Source organism: Streptomyces sp. WP-1 (assembly GCF_030450125.1).
Lineage (GTDB): Bacteria > Actinomycetota > Actinomycetes > Streptomycetales > Streptomycetaceae > Streptomyces > Streptomyces incarnatus.
In genome coordinates, this window is record NZ_CP123923.1 from 3345454 (window position 1) to 3365392 (window position 19939).

Sequence of the window (19939 nt, forward strand, 5' to 3'; positions counted from 1 at the left end):
CCGATCGGCCAAGCCGCACCGTTCAGTGACTCGTTTTCAGCCGTTTCAGTCGCAAAGCGCACCCGTTCGGCTCAGCGCCGGTCATCTCGTCACACCCGGCTGCTGCCAGCTCTGGAGCATCCACTTGAACTGCTTCGCGGTCTTCGGCCAGTCGGCGGCGGGCCCGGACATGTAGATGGCGTACTCGGCGCCGTCGCGCGAGAAGTACGTCTCCTCGATGGCGTGCCGCGGCCCCGCCACGTACGGCGGGTCCTTCTTCAGCGCGTTCCAGGTGTACTCCCACAGCGAGCCGTCGCGGTCGCGGTAGACGTTCTGCTTGAGGGTCACCCGCTGGTAGCCGACGAGCCGCTGGAGCTGCTGTTCGAGGTCCTTCTGGTGTTCGTAGGCGTTGGCGAAGTCCGGCGAGGTGTCGACGGATATCCGGACGAGGTGCTTGCCGTCGTCGGGGGTGTAGTCGATCTGCTTCAGGGGGCCGTTGATGCCGTAGACCTGGCGCTTCCAGCCCTTGGGCAGGGAGAGGCTGAAGCCCAGCGGGTCGTGGTGGATCTCCCAGCTGTCCGGGACCGTGCCGGTGTCCTGGTCGCCGCCGGGGCTCGCCGAGGAGGCCGGACCGGGGTTCGTGCCGTCGTGCGCCGCGCTGTCGTGGCGCGCGTTGTTCCACTCCTGGAAGCCCACCGCGGCGCCGCCGCCGAGCACGGCCGCGGCGGCGACGACGAGCGCGAGCGTGCGCAGCCTGCGCCGGGGCCGGACCGGGCGCCCGGCGCCGGGCCCGCCCGGCACCGTACCCACGGCGGTGGGCCCGACGGCCGGCGGACCGCCCGGACGGGTGCCGGATCCGGCCGGGCCGGTCGCGGACACGCCGGTCATGGACCGGTCCGCCGCGCCCGGCATGCCGTGGCCGCCGGTGTCCCCCGGGCCGCGCAGACTTGAGGTCCGGGTCGGCACGTACGCCTGCGCGGCGCTGGGCCGGCGGCCCTCCGCGGCCTCGGCGAGCATCTGCTCGGCCTCCTCCGCGCCCGGCCGCCGCTCCGGCTCCTTGCGCAGCAGCGCGGAGATGACCGGGCCCAGCGGCCCGGCGTTGCCCGGCTGTTCGACCTCCTCCTCGACGACCGCCTGCATGGTGCTCAGCGGCGAGGTGCGGCGGAACGGCGAACGCCCCTCCACCGCCGTGTACAGCGTCGCGCCGAGCGCCCACAGGTCGGAGGAGGGGCCGGGGTCGTGGCCGCGCACCCGCTCGGGCGCGAGGTAGTCGACCGAGCCGACGACCTCTCCGGTGCGGGTGATGGTGGAGTCGCCCTCGATCTGGGCGATGCCGAAGTCGGTGAGCAGCACCCGTCCGTCGCGGCCGAGGAGAACGTTGCCGGGCTTCACATCGCGGTGCAGCACACCGGCGGAGTGCGCGGCGCGCAGCGCCCGCAGCACCCACAGCCCGATCCGCGCGGCCTCCCGGGGCTCGATGCGCCCCTGCTCCTTGACCGCGTCGGCCAGCGAGTTGCCCTCGACCAGCTCCATCACGATCCAGGGGCGGCCGTCGTGGTCGAGGACGTCGTGCACGGTGACGACCGCGGAGTGGTTGATGCGCGCCGCGGCCCGCGCCTCGGCCCGGGTGCGGGCCAGCAGGACGGCCTGGTCGCTGTCGGAGACATAGAGCGCGGCGGTCAACTCCTTGACGGCGACAGTGCGGTGCAGCACCTCGTCGTGCGCGCGCCACACCCGGCCCATGCCGCCGCTGCCGATGGATTCGGCAAGCCGGTAGCGGCCCGCTATGAGCAGGCCCTGCATCTGATTCACGTTGCCCCGCAATGCTCTTGTCAGGGTCAGACTAAGGACCGGCCCGTTCGCAGGGAACAAGCGGGGTCCCAAGGAAACCGCACTGTGACGATGGTCATTTCCGCGTGAGAACGGGAACCGGCGCGCCGGGCGGGGCCCGTTGTGTACGCCGTGCTCAACCGGTGTAGCGGTACGTCGCGGTAGCTTCCTCGTACAGTCTGCTCACCTCGTCCCGGTCGGCGTCCGGGCCGCGGACCTGGAGGATGTGGTACCGACCGTTCAGCAGGATCGCCATGTTGCGTACGTAAAGATCGCGGCCCTGCCCGTCGGTCCAGGTGAACTGCCCCTCGGCCATGGTCCGTCCGCCCACCTCGATGGTGCGCAGCCCGGTGGCGGTGGCCCAGCTGGAGTCCCGGTACGGCTGGAGCTCGCGCTCCTTGTCCCGCTGATAGGCCATCGGATCGCTGCCGTACGCCGACGCGGCGTCCCGGCCGGGTACGACCATCAGCTCGAAGTCGCCGTGCGCGTAGACGACTTCGCCGCTGCCGTTCTTCGGGGTGCGCGTCCAGCCCTTGGCGACGGCGATGTCGAAGCCCTCGGGGTCCTTGCGCAGGGTGAACCCGGCGGGCACGGAGGAGGTGCCGCCGGCCTGGGTGTCGGAGGCGGAGGGGCTGTGCTGGGAGCGGGACGGTCCGGGGCTCGCCGGACCGGCCGAAGGGGTCGCGCCGGTCCCGCTCCGCCCGTGCGTCGCGTGCTGCTTCGGCATGAACAGCATCGCGTACGCGACCGCCCCGGCCAGCAGCAGGAGGATCAGCACGAGCAGCGTCCGGCCGAGCCGGCTCGGTGAACTCCCCTCCTCCCGGTCCCGCTTGTGCCGGGCGTGCGCGTCGGGCAGCCCGGCGCGGCGCCGCCGCACCAGTTCGCCCCGGCGCCGGACGATCGGCAGCCGCCGGGGGTCGGGCGGCACCGGCACCACCCGGGTACCGGCCTCGGGCTCGGGCGCGGACCGCACCAGCGAGCGCAGCCAGCCGCCCAGTTCCTCGAAGTCCGGCCGCTCGGTGGGGTCCTGACGCAGCAGGGACTCCACCACCGGCCGCAGCGGCCCGCACTCCTCGGCGTAGGCGGGCGGCTCCGCGCACACCAACTGCACCAGTTCGGCGGTGGATTCCTCGGGATAGGGGGCGTGCCCCTGGACCGCGCGGAACAGCAGCGCGCCCAGCGCCCAGAGGTCGGTGGCGGGGCCGACGGGCGCCGCCAGCTGCCAGTTCTCGTGCACGGGCCCGGCCTGTTCCGGCGCCCACCGCTCGGTCACCGGCCCCACCACGGCCATCCGCGCCTGCCGCGCCCGCTCGGCCGCGAGCGCCCCGGCGGGCCGCCGCGCGCCGGTGGCGGAAGCGGGCTCGTCCCAACGGGCCTGCCCCTGCGGCGGTACGGCGGCGGCCGGGGCGTCGTGCCGCGCGGGTTCGAGACCGCGCGGCCCGGACCCCGGCGCGCCGTGCGTCCCGTAGCCGGGCGGGAGCGGGGGGACGTCGGGGCGGGGGGCGGGTACGGCGGGGTACGGCGCGTCCGACGGGGGGCGGTGGGGCGCCGGTGCCGAGGGGTACGGCGCCTGCCCCGGCGGGTACGACGGCCGCGCCGCGCCGGTGCCCTCGGCGGACGGGTCGGCGGAGGTGGGGTCCGCGGGGTGGGAGGCCGGGTCCCGGGGGTACGGGGTGCCTTGCGGGTACGGCTGTCGCGGGTACGGCTGCTGGGGGCGCGGCGCCCCTTGGGCGTACGCCGGGCCCGGCGGATACGGCGGCCCCTGGGGATACGGAGACCCCTGGGGATACGACGCCGACCGCGCCGTACCCTCGTTCCCGCCCTCCCCCGGGCCCCCGCCCCCGGCAGCCCGGTCTGCGTCCGTGTCACCCTCGGTGGGGCGCCGGGCGCCGGGCAGCGCGGCGCGTTCGCCCTGCTGGGCCTCCTGCACCCGGGCCGCGGCGCGGGCGCCCGCCCGGTACGCGGCGATGGCCCCGGCCCGCGCGGCACGGATGTCGGCGCCGCTCTCCGGCGCCCGCTGTCCCGCCGTACCGGACGCCTGCGACCCACCGGGCACCTCGGGCCTGCCGGACACGCCGTTCGCCCCCGGAACCCCCGGTGCTCCCGGTACCCCCGGCGCGCCGGCCGCCCGTGCCTGGATGGCGGCCCGCCGCGCGGCCTCGGGGTCCACGGCGTCCGGCACAACGATGTCATCGGGCCGCGCGGCACCCGGCGGGGCCTCGTCCTCGTCCTCCGCCCCCGGCACCGGGTCGTACCCGCACAGCGCCTCCTCCGCGGCACCGGCGGCGAGGCCGGTCAGCAGGACGCGGCCGTCGTCGCAGACGAGGACCGTGCGGGCGGTGACATTGCGGTGGACCCAGCCATGGGCGTGCAGGACGCGCAGGGCCATCAGGACGTCGGAGGCGACCTCGGCGGCGCGGTAGGGCGTGAGGGGGCGCTCGGCGAGGAGCGCGGACAGCGGGCGGGCGGCGACCCACTCGCTGACGATCCACAGCGAGCCGCCCTCGGCGAAGACGTCGAAGACCTGGTCCAGGCGCGGATGGTCGGGGATCCGGGCCGCGGCCTGCGCGGCCTCCACGGCGCGCCGCACCGCGGGCTCGGCGGGCCGCCGGGTCGCGGCCGGCGCGGCCGGTACGGCACGCGCCGCGCGCCCGCGCGCGGTGAACCCCTCGGGCAGTCCGTCCGCGTCGAGCACCTCGGCCTCGACGACCTCGGGCAGCGGTACCTGACGGACCAGCACCTCCTGGCCGCTGTAGGTGTCGAAGGCGCGGGTGACGGCCGGTTCGTACGCGTCGGACGGCGGCAGCGGCAGACGGTAGCGGTCGGCCAGCACCCGGCCCGCGTAGTCGTCCATTCCGCCGTCCCCTCCCCCGGCCGCCCGGTTCGGTCACATCCGTTCGCTCCGTGGCCCGTTTCGCACCCGCGTCCGGCTCCGTACGGTCCTCAACCATTCACGATACGTGCCGGAGGCAACCCGCACCGCGCGGTTGCCCGATTCCGGTGCCCTGAACCGCCCGCCGGTCGCTAGGACTTGGGCCTGAAGGAGGCCGTCAGCGTCTTCCAGGTGCCCTTGCGCAGGTCGCCGTCCCAGTCACCGGCCTTCGCGGTGTACATCAGCGCGTACCCGAGGTGGTCGTTCACCACGAAGCCGCGGTCGATGGTGCGGTACCCGGTGCCGCCGTCGACGTAGGTGAACTCCCAGTCGGCCGTGTTCCAGTCCCGGTAGTCCGCCTCCTCGATCCGGATCCGGTGGTACTGGGAGCGCACCATGTAGTGCTCCTGGCTCTTCCAGTCCGCCACCGGGTCGTCCTTGGGCGTGCCGGTCCAGGCCACGAGCAGCTTCTGCCCGTCGGGGCCGGTGTAGCGGTCACCGGCCGATCCGTGCGACTGGTACGACCATCCCTCGGGCAGCCCGATCGAGTAGCCCTGGCCGCCCTTGCGGGTGGAGACGGCGTGCGCGCTCCCGGCGTCGGCGGACGCGCTCGCGCTGACGTCCTTGCCGGTCCCGGTTCCGGACCCCGCTGCGGTGGGCGCCGAACTCCCGCCGTCCGTACGGGTACCGGTGGCCGGGCCCTTGCTCCGGCCCGTCCCGGTGGACGCGCTCGCGCCGGCCGTGACCCGGGCGGCGCCCTTGTCGTCCTTGTCGTCACCGCCGCCGAGGGCGACGGCCAGCACGGTGCCGATCACCGCGAGGGCCACCACCACGGCCACGATCACCAGTGTGCGCCTGGGCACCACGTCCGTGAGCGAGGCCTTCGGCACGGGCCTGGGCGACAGGTCCAGATCCGGCGGCGGCATCACGGGCCAGCCCGAACTCGGCTTCGCCGAACCGGCGTTGCCCGCCTTGTTCCTGGCGGGAGGCCCGGCGGGGGTCCCGGCGGAGTTCGACGCGGCGGCCGCACCCGGGCCCTTGCCGGGGCCACCGGAGGCCGGCGCGGAACCACCGCTCTTCGCCGCGTCCGCCGCCGCACCGGTACCGGCCGCGGCCCCCGCCGCCGCCTTGCGCACCGAACGCAGCGCGCCGCGCAGCTTCTCCGCGGCCTCCTCGCCGCGCTTGCCCTCGCCCGGCGGCGCGGGCAGCGGTACGACCCGGGTGGCGTCCAGGGGTTCCGGCTCGCGCGCGTGGATGACCTTGTCGAGCAGCACCCGCGCCCCGGCGTCGTCGAGCCGCTCGGCCGGGTCCTTGGTGAGCAGGCCGTAGATGACGTCCCGCAGCGGGCCCGCGTTCTTGGGCTCGTCCAGTTGCTCGGTCATCACCGCGGTGAGGGTGGCGATCGCCGAGCCCTTGTCGTACGGCGGCACCCCCTCGACCGCCGCGTACAGCAGCCCGCCGAGCGACCACAGGTCGGCCGCGGGCCCCGGCTTGTGGCCGCGGGCGCGCTCCGGGGAGATGTAGGAGGGGGCGCCGACGAGCATGCCGGTCGAGGTGATGGACGGGTCGCCCTCGACCTGCGCGATGCCGAAGTCGGTGAGGACGACACGGCCGTCGTCCGCGATGAGCACGTTGGACGGCTTCACGTCCCGGTGCAGGATGCCCTCGCGGTGGGCGGAGCGCAGCACGTCGAGGACGGCGAGGCCGACCTCGGCGGCGCGCCGCGGCTCCAGCACGCCGTCCTCGCGGATGACCTCGGCGAGGGACTTGCCCTCCACCAGCTCCATGACGATCCACGGCCGGTCGTCCTCGTCGACCACGTCGAAGACCGTCACCGCGCTGTTGTTGCGGATCCGGGCGATCGCCTTGGCCTCACGCAGGGTGCGCGTGATCAGGCGCCGCTTCTCCTCCTCGTCGATGTTCGTCGGGAACCGCAGCTCCTTGACGGCGACGGTGCGGCCGAGGGTCTCGTCCTCGGCGCGCCAGACCGTGCCCATGCCGCCGCGGCCCAGCACGTCTCCCAGCCGGTACCGCCCGGCGAGGAGACGCCGTCCGCTCTTGCCCTGCCGAGTCTCCTGACGAGATGTCCCCGCCCGCTCCGCCTCCGACATGCGTCCCCTCATGCAACCCGCCCTGACAGAGCCTCCATTGTCTCTCACCCGACAAGTGCTCCACGCCCTGGGGCCCCTCCCCGGGCCGCCGCGCAGCTCCCCGAAGGCCCCCTTGCGCGCGTCGGCATGACGGCCCGTGAGACCCCGGCGACCCGCGGTGCCGACCCTTCGGTCACACCCGGTCAAACCCCCTGCGCCGGGCCCCCTGCGGCACTACTTCAGCCGAGCGGCACGATGTCCGGCGCGCCCAGCCGCGCCGCGTCCGCCGTCTGGTCGTCGGGCTGGATCTGGGACTCGCGTTCGGCCTCGACCCGCTTCTCGTAGTGTTCGACCTCGCGTTCGATCTGGTCCTTGTCCCAGCCGAGGACCGGTGCCATCAGCTCGGCTGCCTCGCGGGCGCTGCGGGTGCCGCGGTCGAAGGTCTCGATGGAGATGCGGGTGCGCCGGGTGAGGACGTCGTCCAGGTGGCGGGCGCCCTCGTGCGAGGCGGCGTAGACGACCTCGGCGCGCAGATAGTCGTCGGCGGCGCGCAGCGGTTCGCCGAGCGAGGGGTCCGCCTCGACGAGGTCGAAGATCTCCTCGGCCATCGAGCCGTACCGGTTCAGCAGGTGTTCCACCCGGACCGTGTGCAGTCCGGTGCGGGCGGCTATGCGGGCTCGCGCGTTCCACAGCGCGTGGTAGCCCTCCGCGCCGAGCAGCGGGGTCTCCTCGGTGACGCAGTCGGCGACGCGCCGGTCCAGGCCGTGCACCGCCTCGTCGACGGCGTCCTTCGCCATCACCCGGTAGGTGGTGTACTTGCCGCCCGCCACGACCACCAGGCCCGGCGCCGGGTGGGCGACCGTGTGCTCGCGGGAGAGCTTGCTGGTGGCGTCGGACTCGCCGGCCAGCAGCGGCCGCAGCCCCGCGTACACCCCCTGCACGTCGTCGCGGCGCAGCGGCACGGCCAGCACCGAGTTGACGTGCTCCAGCAGGTAGTCGATGTCGGCGCTGGAGGCGGCCGGGTGGGCCTTGTCGAGGTCCCATTCGGTGTCGGTGGTGCCGACGATCCAGTGCCGGCCCCAGGGGATGACGAAGAGGACGGACTTCTCGGTGCGCAGGATCAGCCCGCTGGTGGAGTGGATGCGGTCCTTGGGCACGACGAGGTGGATGCCCTTGGAGGCGCGGACGTGGAACTGGCCGCGCTCGCCGACCATGGCCTGGGTGTCGTCGGTCCACACCCCGGTGGCGTTGACGATCTGCTGGGCGCGCACCTCGTACTCCCCGCCGCCCTCGACGTCCTGCACCCGGGCGCCGACGACCCGCTCGCCCTCGCGTATGAATCCGGTGACGCGCGCCCGGTTGGCGACCCGCGCGCCGTACGACGCCGCCGTGCGCACCAGGGTGGCCACGAGGCGGGCGTCGTCCACCTGGGCGTCGTAGTACTGGAGGGCGCCGACCAGGGCGTCCTTGCGCAGGCAGGGGGCCACGCGCAGGGCCTGACCGCGGCTCAGGTGGCGGTGCACGGGCAGGCCACGGCCGTGACCGCGGGCCATGGACATCGCGTCGTAGAGCGCCACGCCGGAACCCGCGTACAGCCGCTCCCAGCCGCGGTGCTGGAGGGGGTAGAGGAACGGCACCGGTTTGACCAGGTGCGGGGCGAGCCGCTCCAGGAGCAGGCCGCGCTCCTTCAACGCCTCGCGGACCAGCGCGAAGTCGAGCATCTCCAGATAGCGCAGTCCGCCGTGGATGAGCTTGCTGGAGCGGCTGGAGGTGCCGGACGCCCAGTCCCGGGCCTCGACCAGGCCGGTGGACAGGCCGCGGGTGACGGCGTCCAGCGCGGTGCCCGCGCCGACCACCCCGCCGCCGATCACCAGTACGTCCAGCTCGTGCTCGGCCATCGCCGCCAGTGCCTCGGCACGCTGCACCGGGCCCAGAGTCGCTGTCCTCACCGCTGCCTCCCGCTGTCGCTGACTCGCTCGCGTCGGCCGCACCCGGAGGGCGAGGCCCGGTTCACCACCACCTCATGCCCAAATTCTGACCGGCATGCCCGACTTCAGCCACCACGCGCCCGCACCCTGTGGACAACCCGGCGCACATCCCCCGCGAGACACACGAACAGAATCCCACATAACGGTCATATTTACTCCTAGTGTGACAGTGCGCTCGCTCATCCTGTCCACAGCGGTTGCGCATCCGTTCCGCTTCGGTTACTGGGAAGGACGGCCCACGCCATGCCCGCAGACCTCGCCGTCATCGGACTCGGCCCCTACGGTTTGCCGCTCGCCCAGGCCGCGGTGGCCGCCGGCATCCCCACGCTCGGCTATGCCACCGGCCCCGAGGAGGGGCCGCTGAGCCCCGCCGAGCTGCGCCGGATGCACGCGACCGGGTTCCGGCGCGCCACCGACCCGGCCCAGCTCGGCCGGGTGCGCACCGCGGTGATCTGCGCGCCCACCCCGCGCGGCGCCGACGGCGGCCTCGACCTCGGCCAGGTGGAGGCCGCCGCCCGCACCCTGGCCGGGCGGCTGCGCCCGAACACCACGGTCATCCTGGAGTCGCCCGTACTGCCGGGCACCACCGAGGAATTCCTGTGCCCGCTCCTGGAGGAGGGCTCCGGGCTGCGCGCGGGCCGCGACTTCCATCTCGCCTACTCCCCCAGCCGGGTCGACCCCGGCGACCGCACGCACCCCCCGGCCGGCACCCCCAAGGTCATCGGCGGCCTCACCCCCGCCTGCACCGAGTCGGCCGCCGCCTTCTACGGCCGGCTCACCGACAAGGTGGTCCGCGCGCGCGGGCTGCGCGAGGCGGAGGCGGTGCAGCTCCTGGAGACCAACTTCCGGCACGTCAACATCGCGCTGGTCAACGAGATGGCCGTGCTCTGCCACGAACTCGGCGTCGACCTGTGGGACGTCATCCGCTGCGCCGAGACCAAGCCGTTCGGCTTCCAGGCGTTCCGGCCGGGCCCCGGCGTCGGCGGCCACGCCGTCCCGCAGGACCTCACCGGGCACGCGAACCGCGCCCTGCGCATGGTGGAACTGGCCCAGCAGGTCAACAACCGGATGCCCCGGTACGTCGTACAGCGCGCCGCGGCCCTGCTCAACGAGCACGGCAAGTCCGCCCGGGGGGCGCGCGTGCTGCTGCTCGGCGTGACCTACAAGGCGGACCTCTCCGACCAGCAGGGCGCCCCGGCCCGGGAGATCGCCGGACGCCTGATGGAACTCGGCGCGTCCGTGAGCTACCACGACCCCTATGTGCCCGCCTGGAGCGTCCTGGACCGCCCCGTCCCGCGCGTCGACTCCCTCTACGAGGCCGCCGCGGCCGCCGACCTGACGATCCTGCTCCAGCAGCACCGCACGTACGACCTCCAGGGCCTGTCGGTGAAGGCCCAACTCCTCCTGGACACCCGAGGAGCGACCCCCACGGGAGCCGCGCACCGGCTCTGAGGGCCACCCCGCCCGAAACCCCGCACCAGGTCACGACAGGAAAACGACCGGGGCGCTGTCGGCCCTGCCTGTTAGTCTCCCCCGGACTTACCGCACACAGGTGCGCGTGGTCTTCCGTTCCGCCTCATCCAGTTTGTGCCACAGCACGGGGGGATTCCTGTCATGAGCCAGTCAGCACCACCGCCGCAGCCGCAGCCGCAGCCCGGCCCGGTCGGCGCCGGCCCGTACGCCCAGCAGGCGCCGGCCGGTCTGCCGTACCCGCCGCAGCCGGGCGCCCCCGGCGGCATGCCGATGGCCCCCGTCGCGCCCGCGCCGGTCCGCGGCAACCCGGCCCTCGGCCTGGTCGCCGCGGTGGTCGCCGCCGTCGTCGCCGCCGGGCTCTACGGCCTGATCATCGGCGCCACCAAGCACGAGATCGGCTACGCGGCCGTGGGCGTCGGCTTCGTCGTCGGCCTCGCGGCGGGCAAGGCGGGCGGCCGCAACGCCGTCCTGCCGATCGCCTCCGTGGTGCTCGCGCTGGTCTCGGTGTACTTCGGCCAGCTGGTGGGCGAGGCGATGATCGGCGCCAAGGCGACCGGTCTGGGCTTCTCCCAGGTCTTCTTCGACCACTTCGACGTGGTGCAGAAGGCCTGGAAGGAGGACGCCGACCCGCTGACCTTCCTGTTCTTCGCGATCGCCGGTTTCGCCGCGTTCTCGGCCGCCAGGAAGGCCGCCCGGTAGGACGTGCCCGCGTGCGAAGGGGCCCGGCCACCGCATCGGTGGCCGGGCCCCTTCGCGTCGTACGGAGCCTCCCGTGAGGCCTTCGTACCGGCGGGTCAGCGCTTGTGCTGGCTGTCCGCGACCGTCACCTCGACCCGCTGGAACTCCTTGAGCTCGCTGTAGCCGGTGGTGGACATGGCGCGGCGCAGGGCGCCGAAGAGGTTCATCGAGCCGTCCGGGGTGTGGGACGGGCCGGTGAGGACCTCCTCGATGGTGCCGACGGTGCCGAGGTCGACCTTCTTGCCGCGCGGCAGCTCCTCGTTGACCGCCTCCATGCCCCAGTGGTGGCCCTTGCCGGGCGCGTCCGTGGCACGGGCCAGCGGGGAGCCCATCATCACCGCGTCGGCGCCGCAGGCGATCGCCTTGGGCAGGTCGCCGGACCAGCCCACGCCGCCGTCCGCGATCACGTGCACATAGCGGCCGCCGGACTCGTCCATGTAGTCGCGGCGGGCCGCGGCCACGTCGGCGACGGCGGTGGCCATCGGGACCTGGATGCCCAGCACATTGCGCGTGGTGTGCGCGGCGCCGCCGCCGAAGCCGACCAGGACACCGGCCGCGCCGGTGCGCATCAGGTGCAGGGCGGCGGTGTAGGTGGCGCAGCCGCCCACGATCACCGGGACGTCCAGCTCGTAGATGAACTGCTTCAGGTTCAGCGGCTCGTGCGAGGAGGACACGTGCTCGGCGGAGACCGTCGTACCGCGGATGACGAAGATGTCCACGCCCGCGTCCACGACCGCCTTGGAGAACTGGGCGGTGCGCTGCGGGGAGAGCGCCGCCGCCGTGACCACACCGGAGTCGCGCACCTCCTTGATGCGGGCGCCGATCAGCTCCTCCTTGATGGGCGCCGCGTAGATCTCCTGGAGGCGGCGGGTGGCGCGCTCGGCCGGCAGCTCGGTGATCTCGTCCAGCAGCGGCTGCGGGTCCTCGTACCGCGTCCACAGGCCCTCGAGGTTGAGCACGCCGAGGCCGCCCAGCTCGCCGATGCGGATCGCGGTGGCCGGGGAGACCACGGAGTCCATGGGAGCCGCCAGGAAGGGCAGCTCGAAGCGGTAGGCGTCGATCTGCCAGGCGATCGAGACCTCCTTCGGGTCCCGCGTACGGCGGCTGGGGACGACGGCGATGTCGTCGAAGGCGTACGCCCGGCGGCCGCGCTTGCCGCGCCCGATCTCGATCTCAGTCACGTCTGTGGCCTTTCCTGTTGCGTTTCAGCGCCTTCCAGTATCGCCGACGGGTACGGCAAAGGCGGCCCCGGATGTTCCCGGGGCCGCCTTCGGAGCGCTGTGGTGACTACTTGGCGCTGTAGTTCGGCGCCTCGACCGTCATCTGGATGTCGTGCGGGTGGCTCTCCTTGAGGCCCGCCGAGGTGATCCGCACGAAGCGGCCCTTGGACTCCATCTCCTCGATGGTGGCCGCGCCCACGTAGCCCATGGTCTGGCGCAGACCGCCGACCAGCTGGTGCAGCACGTTGGCGAGCGGGCCGCGGTAGGGCACCTGGCCCTCGACGCCCTCGGGCACCAGCTTGTCGTCGGACGCCACCTCGGCCTGGAAGTAGCGGTCCTTGGAGTACGACCGGCCCTGGCCACGGGACTGCATGGCGCCCAGCGAGCCCATGCCGCGGTACGACTTGAACTGCTTGCCGTTGATGAACAGCAGCTCGCCCGGCGACTCCTCGCAGCCGGCCAGCAGGCTGCCCAGCATCACGGTGTCGGCGCCGGCCGCGAGGGCCTTGCCGATGTCGCCGGAGTACTGCAGGCCGCCGTCGCCGATCAGCGGGATGCCCGCCTGGCGGGCGGCGCGGGACGCCTCGTAGATGGCCGTGACCTGCGGGACGCCGATACCGGCGACCACGCGGGTGGTGCAGATCGAGCCCGGGCCGACGCCCACCTTGATGCCGTCGACACCGGCGTCGATGAGCGCCTGGGCGCCGTCGCGGGTGGCGACATTGCCGCCGATCACGTCCACGCCCACGCCGGCCTTGATCTTCGCCATCCAGCTGAGGGCGTTGCTGTTGTGGCCGTGCGAGGTGTCGACGACCAGGAAGTCCGCGCCGGCCTCGGCGAGCGCCTGGGCGCGCTCCAGCGCCTCGGGGCTCGCGCCGACGGCGGCACCGACGAGCAGGCGGCCCTCGGCGTCCTTGGCGGCGTTCGGGTACTGCTCGGCCTTGACGAAGTCCTTGACGGTGATGAGGCCCTTGAGGACGCCCGCGTCGTCGACCAGCGGCAGCTTCTCGATCTTGTGCTTGCGCAGCAGCTCCATGGCCTCCGGGCCGGAGGTGCCGACCTTGCCGGTGACCAGCGGCATCGGGGTCATGACCTCGTGCACGCGGCGGCTGCGGTCGCTCTCGAAGGCCATGTCGCGGTTGGTCACGATGCCGAGCAGCTTGCCGGCCGGGTCGGTGACCGGGACACCGCTGATGCGGAACTTGGCGCACAGCGCGTCGGCCTCGGCGAGCGTGGCCTCCGGGTGCACCGTGATCGGGTCGGTGACCATGCCGGACTCGGACCGCTTCACCAGGTCGACCTGGTTGACCTGGTCCTCGACGGAGAGGTTGCGGTGCAGGACGCCGACGCCGCCGAGGCGGGCCATGGCGATGGCCATGCGCGACTCGGTCACCTTGTCCATCGCCGCCGAGAGCATCGGAATGTTCACCCGGACGTTGCGGGAGATGCGGGACGAGGTGTCGACCGCGTTGGGGAGCACCTCGGAGGCCCCCGGCAGCAGCAGCACGTCGTCGTAGGTCAGCCCGAGTGTCGCGAATTTTCCGGGCACTCCGTCGACGTTGGCAGTCATGACACCTTCCCCAAATGGCCTTGCTCGGTGCGGATGTCCATGCTAACGGCAGGCGTGGCCAGCAAATTCCACGGCGGAAGATCACCTTCGGCTTCGTATGTTCATACGGTTGTTCAACGGTGTTCGCGAAGGCGCCGGGCGTCGTCGCCGCTTCCGCTCGGCGTGCCGCTACTGCTCGGCGAGCGCCCGCAGACGGCTCAGGGCCCGGTGCTGGGCGACTCGGACCGCTCCGGGTGACATTCCCAACATCTGTCCGGTTTCCTCCGCCGTGAGGCCCACCGCGATGCGCAGCAGCAGCAGTTCGCGCTGGTTCTCGGGGAGGTTGGCCAGCAGTTTCTTGGCCCACTCGGCGTCGCTGCTGAGCAGGGCGCGCTCCTCGGGGCCGAGCGAGTCGTCGGGCCGCTCCGGCATCTCGTCCGAGGGCACGGCGGTGGAACCCGGGTGGCGCATCGCGGCGCGCTGGAGGTCGGCGACCTTGTGCGAGGCGATGGCGAAGACGAACGCCTCGAAGGGGCGCCCGGTGTCCCGGTAGCGGGGCAGCGCGAGCAGGACGGCGACGCAGACCTCCTGGGCGAGATCCTCCACGAAGTGGCGCGCGTCGCCGGGCAGCCGCGACAGGCGGGTGCGGCAGTAGCGCAGCGCCAGCGGATGGACGTGTGCGAGCAGGTCATGGGTGGCCTGTTCGTCCCCGTCGACGGCACGAAGCACGAGGGCACCGATCGACCCCTGGGCCGTGCCCGCCTCGTCCTCGCGCATCGGTCCATGGTGCCCTGTGGCCGTCCGGTCCGTCGCATCGTGCTGATGGTTGTGCACCGAAGCGTTATGAGCAGGTGCGCCGGCACTCATCCCCTGCGCCCTCCCCTTCCGCTCGACCGACTCGTCCCCGAGAGACTCCACACCCTCAAGGATGCGGCATCCGCGCCGAAACGAGCAGCGCCCGTCCGGTGGGCCGCCTCGCATGCCGCCGTACGGCACGTCCCGGCGGAGCGTACGCGGTACCTTCCGGCCGGCCGCGCCGGACACCGGCCCCCGGAAACCCGCCGGGCCGGACACCGAGGGGCGAGAACCGCCCCGGGCCTACGGCACGGACGGCACCGCCGGGAGCAAGGCGCGCCGCGCGGACACGGGGGTCCGCCGCGGATCGGCCCGCCGGGCGGCCGAGGAATCCCGGGCACCGGGGGCGGCTTCACGACGGCCCCCGACGGCCAGGATCTGCCCGGCCCCGCGCGGCGTGCGCGCGGGGCCCGCCGGGTCTACCTGACCAGGCCCCAGCGGAAGCCGAGGGCCACCGCGTGGGCACGGTCCGAGGCGCCGAGCTTCTTGAACAGGCGCCGGGCGTGGGTCTTGACGGTGTCCTCGGAGAGGAACAGCTCACGGCCGATCTCGGCGTTCGAGCGGCCGTGGCTCATGCCCTCCAGGACCTGGATCTCACGCGCGGTGAGCGTGGGCGCGGCGCCCATCTCGGCCGAGCGCAGCCGGCGCGGGGCCAGCCGCCAGGTCGGGTCGGCGAGGGCCTGTGTCACCGTGGCCCGCAGTTCGGCGCGCGAGGCGTCCTTGTGCAGATAGCCCCGGGCACCGGCGGCGACCGCGAGGGCCACGCCGTCCAGGTCCTCGGCGACGGTCAGCATGATGATGCGCGCGCCGGGATCGGCCGAGAGCAATCGGCGCACCGTCTCGACGCCGCCCAGGCCGGGCATGCGGACATCCATCAGAATCAGGTCGGAGCGGTCGGCGCCCCAGCGGCGGAGGACTTCCTCGCCGTTGGCCGCCGTCGTCACACGCTCGACACCGGGCACGGTCGCGACCGCGCGGCGGAGCGCTTCTCGGGCAAGCGGGGAGTCGTCGCAGACGAGGACGGATGTCATGACCGCCCTCCGCAGCTGATGCGCGTCACCTTGAGCCTCCAGGCTGGTACGGAATCTCACCTGTGCGGTCGACCGTCTCGGACGCCTGCCCGAGCGCTTGTGTTTTCAACCGCCTCCGCACTCTCAACGACGGTCACTCGAAAGAGTTACGGGGCTGCACGCCGTCATCGGCACTCTACGTGAGGGCACCGACACGGTGCAGACATGCCCAACGGACCCTCAACTTTTCATCACAACCTATGCCCCATTCAGCTGCTTTTCTTCCCGTTTCGTAGTGTTCGGGGCTAGATTCGCAATGAGTCATATTTACATCTCCTTAGACCGGAGATGTACGGTCGTTGGCACCGTATCCGCCCAGAACGGCTACAAGGGGTCACGTAATGGCAGATTTCTCCCGCCTTCCCGGACCGAACGCGGACCTGTGGGACTGGCAGCTGCTGGCTGCTTGCCGCGGGGTGGACAGCTCGCTCTTCTTCCACCCGGAGGGCGAGCGCGGGGCGGCTCGGAGCGCTCGCGAGAACTCGGCCAAGGAGGTCTGCATGAGGTGCCCGGTCCGTGCGGAGTGCGCGGCGCACGCGCTTGCCGTGCGCGAGCCGTACGGCGTCTGGGGCGGCCTGACCGAGGACGAGCGCGAGGAGCTGATGGGGCGGGCACGCAACCGCCTGGTGGCGGCCTCCACCACCAGCGGCGACGCCGCCCAGAGTCACTGAAGGAACGTTTCTGCACCTGAACCCGTCGGGTGCAGCCGACACCCCCACCCCTCGGGCACGCCGCGCGTGTGCCCGCGACTCCGCGCGGCTTCATGCCCCGGCGCCGCCCGGAGTCCCTTACCGGGCTTCTTCTGCCCGGCTTTCTTCGCGACGCGGTGTCACACCGCGCGCCCGGCCGCCCGCGCCAGCTGCTCCAGCGTCGCCGCCACCGCCGGCACCTGTGCCAGATCGGGCAGGGTGAGCGCGACGATCTCCCGCCGCACCGCCGGCTCCAGGCGCACCGTGCGCACCCCGCGCGGCCGGACCGACTCCACCGCGAGCTGCGGCAGTACGGCCACGCCCAGACCCGCGCCCACCAGACCGGCGACCGCCGGGTAGTCGTCGGTGGCGAAGTCGATGCGCGGCGCGAACCCGGCGCCCTGGCAGACCTCCACCAGCTGGCCCCGGCAGCGCGGGCAGCCCGCGATCCAGGGCTCCTCGGCCAGTTCCCCGATGGCCACGGCCTCGGCGCGCGCGAGCCGGTGCCGCTCGGGCACCAGGGCCACCAGGCGGTCGGACAGCAGGGGTCGTACGACCAGGTCGTCCCAGTCCTCGGTGACGGCCGCGCCCTCGTAGCGGAAGGCCAGGGCGAGATCGCAGTCGCCCTCGCGCAGCAGTTCGACGGAGCGCGGGGGCTCGGCCTCCTCCAGGGAGACCCGGGTGCCGGGGTGCGCGGCGCGCAGGGCGGCGAGGGCGGTGGGGACCAGGGTGGAGCTGCCGCTCGGGAAGGAGACCAGGCGCACCCGGCCGGCCCGCAGGCCCGCGATGGCGGCGACCTCCTCCTCGGCGGCGGTGAGCCCGGCGAGGATGCCGGAGGCGTGCCTGACCAGGGCCTCCCCGGCCTGGGTCAGCCGCATCTCGCGGCCCGCGCGGATCAGCAGCGGGGTGCCGACGGAGGTCTCCAGGGCCTTCATCTGCTGGCTGACGGCGGGCTGGGTGCAGCCCAGTTCGCGCCCTGCCGCCGAGAAGGAGCCGGTGGCGGCGACGGCGCGCAGGACACGGAGATGACGGGCCTCGATCACCCCTCAAGCATAAGGCCGCCTTGGGTTCGGCGTCCGAAATCCGCTCGACGCTTTGAGTAACGATCCCGTACGGTGCGGGCATGAAGCTTCTCTCCGTCAACGTCGGGCAGGCCCGCCCGGTGCCGTACACGAGCCAGGCGGACGGTCTGACGGGCATCGACAAGCGGCCGGTCGAGGGGCCCGTGAGGGTGTCCGCGCCGGGTCCGAAGGGGACCGCCGGCAGCGGGCTGGCCGGGGACGCGGTGTGCGACCTGAGGCATCACGGCGGCGACGACCAGGCGGTGTACGCGTTCGCCCGCGAGGACCTGGACGAGTGGGAGCGCGAGCTGGGCCGCACCCTGGCCAACGGCTGCTTCGGGGAGAACATCACGACCGACGGGCTCGACGTCTCCGGGGCGCTGATCGGCGAGCGCTGGCGGATCGGTCCGGCGGTGGTGCTCCAGGTGACCTCGGGCCGTGTCCCGTGCCGCACCTTCCAGGGCCATCTGGGCGAGCCTGGCTGGATCCGCAGGTTCACCCGGAAGGCGGCGACGGGTGCCTACCTCCGGGTGATCGAGCCCGGTGAGATCCGCGCGGGCGACCCGGTCGAGATCCTGCACCGCCCCGGCCACGGGGTGACGGCGGCGATGGAGTTCCGGGCGACCACCACCGAGCGGGAACTGCTGCCCCGGCTGCTCGCAGCGGCCGGCGACCTGCATCCGGAGGCGCTGGCGGCGGCCCGCAAGTATGTCGCCGCGCAGGCCCGCTGAGGACCCGTCACCGCATGGCGGACACCGCGGGTCCGGATCGCCCGCGCTCACTAACCTTGGGTCATGACAACGGCTCTGATTACGGGATCGACCGCGGGGATCGGCGCCGCCTTCGCGCGGCGGCTGGCGGCTGACGGGCATGACCTCGTCCTGGTGGCACGGGACGCCAAGCGGCTGCGCGAGCAGGCGACCGAGTTGCACGACCGGCACGGCATCGAGGCGGAGGTGCTGCCCGCCGACCTCTCCGAGGACAAGGGCATCGAGACCGTCGCCGACCGGCTCGGCGACCGCAAGAACCCGGTCGACCTGCTGATCAACAACGCCGGTTTCGGCAACAAGGGCCGCTATCTGGACGTCTCCATGGCGGACGAGCTGACGATGCTCAAGGTGCACTGCGAGGCGGTGCTGCGGCTGACCTCGGCGGCGGCCGAGGCGATGCGCGAGCGCGGCCGGGGCGGGGTGGTCAATGTCGCCTCGGTGGCGGCCTTCGTGCCCCGGGGCACCTATGGCGCGTCCAAGGCGTGGGTCGTGCAGTTCACCCAGGGCGCGGCGCGGGACCTGGCGGGCACCGGGGTGCGGCTGATGGTGCTGTGCCCCGGGTTCGTGCGCACCGAGTTCCACCAGCGGGCCGGGATGGGCACGGACAACATCCCCGGCTGGATGTGGCTGGACGCCGACAAGCTGGTCGCGGCGGCCCTCGCCGACCTGGCGCGCGGCAGGTCGCTGTCGGTCCCGGACCCCCGTTACAAGGCGCTGATGGGCCTGGTGAAGATCACCCCGCGCGGGCTCCTCGGCGGGGTCACCTCCCGCACCGGGCGCAAGTACGGCCCGCAGTAGGCGCGGGCCGCGGACGGGTGTCGTCGGCGATCCGGTGGGAAAATGGGAGGAGACGACCGGATCAGGGGGGCCGGAGGCGGCACCATGACCTTCGTACAGCTCATCGAGTGCAGGACGAGCCGGCCGGACGAGATGAACCGGCTCATGGACGACTGGGCCGCGCGGGCCAGGGGGCGGCGGACGGCGACGCACACCCTGGTCGGCCGGGACCGCTCGGACGCCGCGCACCTGGTGGAGGTCGTGGAGTTCCCGTCGTACGAGGACGCGGTGCGCGGCTCCGGCCGGCCGGAGAGCGACCGGGTCCTCCGGGAGATGGCCGCCCTGTGCGACGAGACGCCGGTGCTCATGGACCTCGACGTCGTACGGGCCGACCGGCCGGCCGAGGACACCGTACGGCGCTTCTTCACCACCCTCACGGCCCCCGGCGAACTGGCCCCGCTCAACGATCTGCTGGCCGAGGACGTGCACAGCCACGACCCGGTGAACCCGCAGGACACCCTCGGCCTGGACCACGCGCGCGCCGAGTACCGCATGTGGCGTTCCGCCTTCGACGGCGCCTTCACCGTCGAGGACGTCCTCGTCCAGGACGACCGCGCCTGCGCCCGCTGGACCTGGCGGGCCACCCACAAGGGCGACTTCCTCGGCATCCCGGCGACCGGCCGCGACGTCGCCATGACCGGCGCGACCGTCTTCCGGCTCGCCCCCGACGGCAGGATCACCGAGACCTGGTGGCAGCGCGACCACCTGGGCCTGATGCAACAGCTGGGCGCGCTGGACGAGTTGGAGAACTAGGGGGGCCGGGGCCGCCCGGCCGGGAGGCTCCGGTGCGTACGGCGGACAGCCTGCGGCCTCGCGGTTTTCGCGGGGAGCTCTGTTCGAGCACCGGCCCGGGGTGGCCGGGGGGAAGAGCAGGGGGGGTTCTTCGGTGCGGCGTTCCGCGGGCACCGGGACCGGGGA

The 19939-nt window shown here is 73.2% G+C and carries 15 protein-coding genes; 6 read left to right on the top strand and 9 right to left on the bottom strand.

Annotated features, from left to right (window positions below; genetic code table 11):
* Nucleotides 1-81 precede the first annotated feature (81 nt).
* The 4 genes from QHG49_RS14300 to QHG49_RS14315 form a co-directional block, all read right to left on the bottom strand.
* Complete coding sequence (locus QHG49_RS14300; protein ID WP_301489985.1) at nucleotides 82-1782, bottom strand: serine/threonine-protein kinase; 1701 nt, start codon at nucleotides 1780-1782, stop codon at nucleotides 82-84.
* Between the two features lie 163 nt (nucleotides 1783-1945).
* Nucleotides 1946-4663, bottom strand: coding sequence for a protein kinase (locus QHG49_RS14305; protein WP_301489986.1), 2718 nt, complete (start codon nucleotides 4661-4663; stop codon nucleotides 1946-1948).
* A gap of 170 nt (nucleotides 4664-4833) precedes the next feature.
* Nucleotides 4834-6792, bottom strand: coding sequence for a serine/threonine-protein kinase (locus QHG49_RS14310; protein WP_301489987.1), 1959 nt, complete (start codon nucleotides 6790-6792; stop codon nucleotides 4834-4836).
* Between the two features lie 218 nt (nucleotides 6793-7010).
* Nucleotides 7011-8720: a glycerol-3-phosphate dehydrogenase/oxidase gene (locus QHG49_RS14315; RefSeq protein ID WP_145482907.1), complete on the bottom strand. Its 1710-nt coding sequence runs from the start codon at nucleotides 8718-8720 to the stop codon at nucleotides 7011-7013.
* A gap of 282 nt (nucleotides 8721-9002) precedes the next feature.
* On the opposite strand from QHG49_RS14315, the gene QHG49_RS14320 reads away from it, so the two are divergent.
* A complete protein-coding gene (locus tag QHG49_RS14320; RefSeq protein ID WP_145482903.1) occupies nucleotides 9003-10211 on the top strand; it encodes a nucleotide sugar dehydrogenase in 1209 nt (402 codons plus the stop codon).
* 162 nt (nucleotides 10212-10373) lie between these two features.
* Entirely contained in the window at nucleotides 10374-10931 is a 558-nt protein-coding gene (locus QHG49_RS14325) for a hypothetical protein (RefSeq protein WP_301489988.1), read from the top strand.
* A 95-nt stretch (nucleotides 10932-11026) separates the two neighbouring features.
* Here QHG49_RS14325 and QHG49_RS14330 read toward each other — a convergent pair whose 3' ends face one another.
* From QHG49_RS14330 to QHG49_RS14345, 4 genes are all read right to left on the bottom strand, one after another.
* On the bottom strand, nucleotides 11027-12151 hold the full coding sequence (locus QHG49_RS14330) for a GuaB3 family IMP dehydrogenase-related protein (protein WP_037657642.1): 1125 nt from the start codon (nucleotides 12149-12151) through the stop codon (nucleotides 11027-11029).
* Between the two features lie 106 nt (nucleotides 12152-12257).
* On the bottom strand, nucleotides 12258-13760 hold the full coding sequence (gene guaB / locus QHG49_RS14335) for an IMP dehydrogenase (protein WP_159704208.1): 1503 nt from the start codon (nucleotides 13758-13760) through the stop codon (nucleotides 12258-12260).
* Between the two features lie 168 nt (nucleotides 13761-13928).
* A complete protein-coding gene (locus QHG49_RS14340; protein WP_145482894.1) occupies nucleotides 13929-14516 on the bottom strand; it encodes a sigma-70 family RNA polymerase sigma factor in 588 nt (195 codons plus the stop codon).
* A gap of 497 nt (nucleotides 14517-15013) precedes the next feature.
* Nucleotides 15014-15625 (bottom strand): response regulator transcription factor, encoded by a 612-nt coding sequence (locus QHG49_RS14345; RefSeq protein ID WP_003948568.1) that lies wholly within the window; start codon nucleotides 15623-15625, stop codon nucleotides 15014-15016.
* A gap of 380 nt (nucleotides 15626-16005) precedes the next feature.
* On the opposite strand from QHG49_RS14345, the gene QHG49_RS14350 reads away from it, so the two are divergent.
* Nucleotides 16006-16335 carry a WhiB family transcriptional regulator gene (locus QHG49_RS14350; RefSeq protein WP_145482892.1) on the top strand — a complete coding sequence of 110 codons (330 nt, stop codon included), beginning with the start codon at nucleotides 16006-16008 and terminating at the stop codon, nucleotides 16333-16335.
* A gap of 158 nt (nucleotides 16336-16493) precedes the next feature.
* On the opposite strand, the gene QHG49_RS14355 is transcribed toward QHG49_RS14350, so the two are convergent.
* The gene (locus tag QHG49_RS14355; protein WP_145482889.1) at nucleotides 16494-17396 is read right to left on the bottom strand and encodes a LysR family transcriptional regulator; all 903 of its coding nucleotides are present in this window, start codon (nucleotides 17394-17396) and stop codon (nucleotides 16494-16496) included.
* 80 nt (nucleotides 17397-17476) lie between these two features.
* Between QHG49_RS14355 and QHG49_RS14360 the strand changes: the two genes are divergently transcribed.
* From QHG49_RS14360 to QHG49_RS14370, 3 genes are all read left to right on the top strand, one after another.
* Entirely contained in the window at nucleotides 17477-18145 is a 669-nt protein-coding gene (locus QHG49_RS14360) for an MOSC domain-containing protein (protein ID WP_301489989.1), read from the top strand.
* Between the two features lie 63 nt (nucleotides 18146-18208).
* Nucleotides 18209-18982, top strand: a complete 774-nt coding sequence (locus tag QHG49_RS14365; protein WP_145482884.1) for an SDR family oxidoreductase — start codon at nucleotides 18209-18211, stop codon at nucleotides 18980-18982.
* An 84-nt stretch (nucleotides 18983-19066) separates the two neighbouring features.
* On the top strand, nucleotides 19067-19774 hold the full coding sequence (locus QHG49_RS14370) for an ester cyclase (RefSeq protein ID WP_159704202.1): 708 nt from the start codon (nucleotides 19067-19069) through the stop codon (nucleotides 19772-19774).
* The last annotated feature ends 165 nt before the right edge of the window (nucleotides 19775-19939 follow it).

Excerpts from the sequence above, each read along its gene's own strand:
- QHG49_RS14370 (WP_159704202.1), top strand. The coding sequence starts at position 19,067 with ATGACCTTCGTACAGCTCATCGAGTGCAGGACGAGCCGGCCGGACGAG.
- guaB (WP_159704208.1), bottom strand. The coding sequence starts at position 13,760 with ATGACTGCCAACGTCGACGGAGTGCCCGGAAAATTCGCGACACTCGGG.
- QHG49_RS14365 (WP_145482884.1), top strand. The coding sequence starts at position 18,209 with ATGACAACGGCTCTGATTACGGGATCGACCGCGGGGATCGGCGCCGCC.
- QHG49_RS14305 (WP_301489986.1), bottom strand. The coding sequence starts at position 4,663 with ATGGACGACTACGCGGGCCGGGTGCTGGCCGACCGCTACCGTCTGCCG.
- QHG49_RS14300 (WP_301489985.1), bottom strand. The coding sequence starts at position 1,782 with ATGCAGGGCCTGCTCATAGCGGGCCGCTACCGGCTTGCCGAATCCATC.
- QHG49_RS14325 (WP_301489988.1), top strand. The coding sequence starts at position 10,374 with ATGAGCCAGTCAGCACCACCGCCGCAGCCGCAGCCGCAGCCCGGCCCG.
- QHG49_RS14340 (WP_145482894.1), bottom strand. The coding sequence starts at position 14,516 with ATGCGCGAGGACGAGGCGGGCACGGCCCAGGGGTCGATCGGTGCCCTC.
- QHG49_RS14320 (WP_145482903.1), top strand. The coding sequence starts at position 9,003 with ATGCCCGCAGACCTCGCCGTCATCGGACTCGGCCCCTACGGTTTGCCG.
- QHG49_RS14360 (WP_301489989.1), top strand. The coding sequence starts at position 17,477 with ATGAAGCTTCTCTCCGTCAACGTCGGGCAGGCCCGCCCGGTGCCGTAC.
- QHG49_RS14345 (WP_003948568.1), bottom strand. The coding sequence starts at position 15,625 with ATGACATCCGTCCTCGTCTGCGACGACTCCCCGCTTGCCCGAGAAGCG.
- QHG49_RS14310 (WP_301489987.1), bottom strand. The coding sequence starts at position 6,792 with ATGTCGGAGGCGGAGCGGGCGGGGACATCTCGTCAGGAGACTCGGCAG.
- QHG49_RS14350 (WP_145482892.1), top strand. The coding sequence starts at position 16,006 with ATGGCAGATTTCTCCCGCCTTCCCGGACCGAACGCGGACCTGTGGGAC.